We start from the raw sequence: 1,605 nt of genomic DNA, 5'->3' as shown, positions 1-1,605 counted from the left end.
TGATATTTAATAACTTTGCCGTTTTTATCCGTTACTTCTTTAACACAATTTTTGTAATTTTTGTCAATTTCTATCATTACGATTACCTCCTTAATACACTTAAATAACCCATCTGACTTCTTTAATATTTCTCTTTCCCTTTTATATACATTTTCTTCAAAGAAAGCTTTTGCTTCTTCGTTATTGCTTATGTCAATTTCAACATATTCATCCTTGAAAGCTTCTTTAAAGCTCATTCTGCTCCCTCCAATTCCCACGGAAAAGGCGTTCTAATGGACCAAACAGGCACAGACCTATGACCACAATCTCGCCATTCTAACCACCAGCAACTACGGTTCTCATTGTCTTCGTCTACTCCGAAACGATATCTAACAAATGCATCTTCAACAATGTAAGGTGTGTTTTCCTCAAGCATTAGTTCTGACCGCCATTCCTCTATTGCTTGTTCCCTGGTATATTTTTGTTTATTGAAGCCCATCCAATTATTGAAATCTCCATTAAACACTTCAAAGTCAAACTTGCTTCTTCCTTTAATTGCCATTTATTTGACCTCCAATAAATCTGGGTTCTCGTGGATTCTAGCTCTGATTGTCGTCCAATCTACTTGGTAAAGATTAGCAATATAATTTTTAGAAAACCCGAATTTCAATAAATCTTTCAACTCATTTGCTGGAATATTTCTTCTTTTCTTGAATTTCATTCCTTTTCTTTTTTTATTGGCTGCTGATATTTTTGCCTTTGTTGATTGAGAAAGAACTTTTCCTTTATTATGCTTGCTGTTATGTCCGCTGTTTATCATCACGCTGAGATTCGATTTTCTTGCATCTAGTTTATTTTCATTTAAGTGATGTACACTAGCATGAAAGGGTAATCTTATTTTCAGCCAATACTGCATTAACAACCTATGGACATGAATTTTTTCGTCTCCAATAGAAACTGCTGGATATTTCCCGTGTAAATAAATGGTCTTATTTCCTAAAGTTGGTGATTTTTGATACCACAGAATTGCATTCGATAACTCTTCTTCATCGACTAGGCAGCTACACTTGTTTTTGAATTTAATTTCTTTTTGTATCTTCACTGTCATTTAAAAGATCACCATCCTCATAAACATTTCCAATAACAGTTACATAAGGCTTTATTCTTGCTAACAAAAGATTTCCAGCACACCAAGTTAAATCATATTCATTCCAAGACACTTTATAATCACCATCTATTTCAATCCCAACGCTGCTTTCTGTTTTCTGAAATGGATGGTTTCTTACTGAAACAATATCACCCTCAAAAATTTCAACGCCGTTCTTGTCTCTCAATCCAGTTGATTGCATGAGGACTAAATTTCGTACATGATATGATTTCAATTCGGAAGGTGTCTTCCAATATTCGATACTGTTGACCTTACCACCTTTAGTAAAATGTAAGACAGCTACATCTCTCATTGTGTTTTCTCGCTTATCCCACGCTCTAAACTTTGGAATCATCTTCTTCACTCGCTTTCTAAAATAATGACAGCTGTTCTTCAGTTCATATAAATAGCCCCATTGGGATATTTGACAACATTTTTTCCTGAGAAGCTTCATACATCTCTTTCTTTATTTCAAAACC

Annotated in this window: 4 protein-coding genes; all 4 read right to left on the bottom strand. The window is 34.4% G+C overall.

Annotation, left to right across the window (positions count from 1 at the left end; genetic code table 11):
- Window positions 1–236 (bottom strand): hypothetical protein (locus ACTQ40_RS10490; RefSeq protein ID WP_441029703.1); only part of this gene is annotated, 236 nt, incomplete at its 3' end.
- Window positions 233–541 (bottom strand): hypothetical protein, encoded by a 309-nt coding sequence (locus ACTQ40_RS10485; RefSeq protein WP_002380822.1) that lies wholly within the window; start codon window positions 539–541, stop codon window positions 233–235. The genes ACTQ40_RS10490 and ACTQ40_RS10485, both read right to left, overlap by 4 nt.
- Window positions 542–1,087 (bottom strand): hypothetical protein, encoded by a 546-nt coding sequence (locus ACTQ40_RS10480; RefSeq protein ID WP_441549953.1) that lies wholly within the window; start codon window positions 1,085–1,087, stop codon window positions 542–544.
- Window positions 1,059–1,481, bottom strand: a complete 423-nt coding sequence (locus tag ACTQ40_RS10475; RefSeq protein WP_441029654.1) for a YopX family protein — start codon at window positions 1,479–1,481, stop codon at window positions 1,059–1,061. Before ACTQ40_RS10475 ends, ACTQ40_RS10480 begins: the two co-directional genes overlap by 29 nt.
- Between the last annotated feature and the right edge of the window lie 124 nt (window positions 1,482–1,605).

Source organism: Collinsella sp. Sow4_D11 (assembly GCF_052116465.1).
Taxonomy (GTDB): Bacteria; Actinomycetota; Coriobacteriia; order Coriobacteriales; family Coriobacteriaceae; genus Collinsella.
This window is presented reverse-complemented; position numbering and strand designations above follow the sequence as displayed.

Coding starts and splice junctions, on each gene's coding strand:
- ACTQ40_RS10485 (WP_002380822.1), bottom strand. CDS start 541: ATGGCAATTAAAGGAAGAAGCAAGTTTGACTTTGAAGTGTTTAATGGA.
- ACTQ40_RS10480 (WP_441549953.1), bottom strand. CDS start 1,087: ATGACAGTGAAGATACAAAAAGAAATTAAATTCAAAAACAAGTGTAGC.
- ACTQ40_RS10475 (WP_441029654.1), bottom strand. CDS start 1,481: ATGATTCCAAAGTTTAGAGCGTGGGATAAGCGAGAAAACACAATGAGA.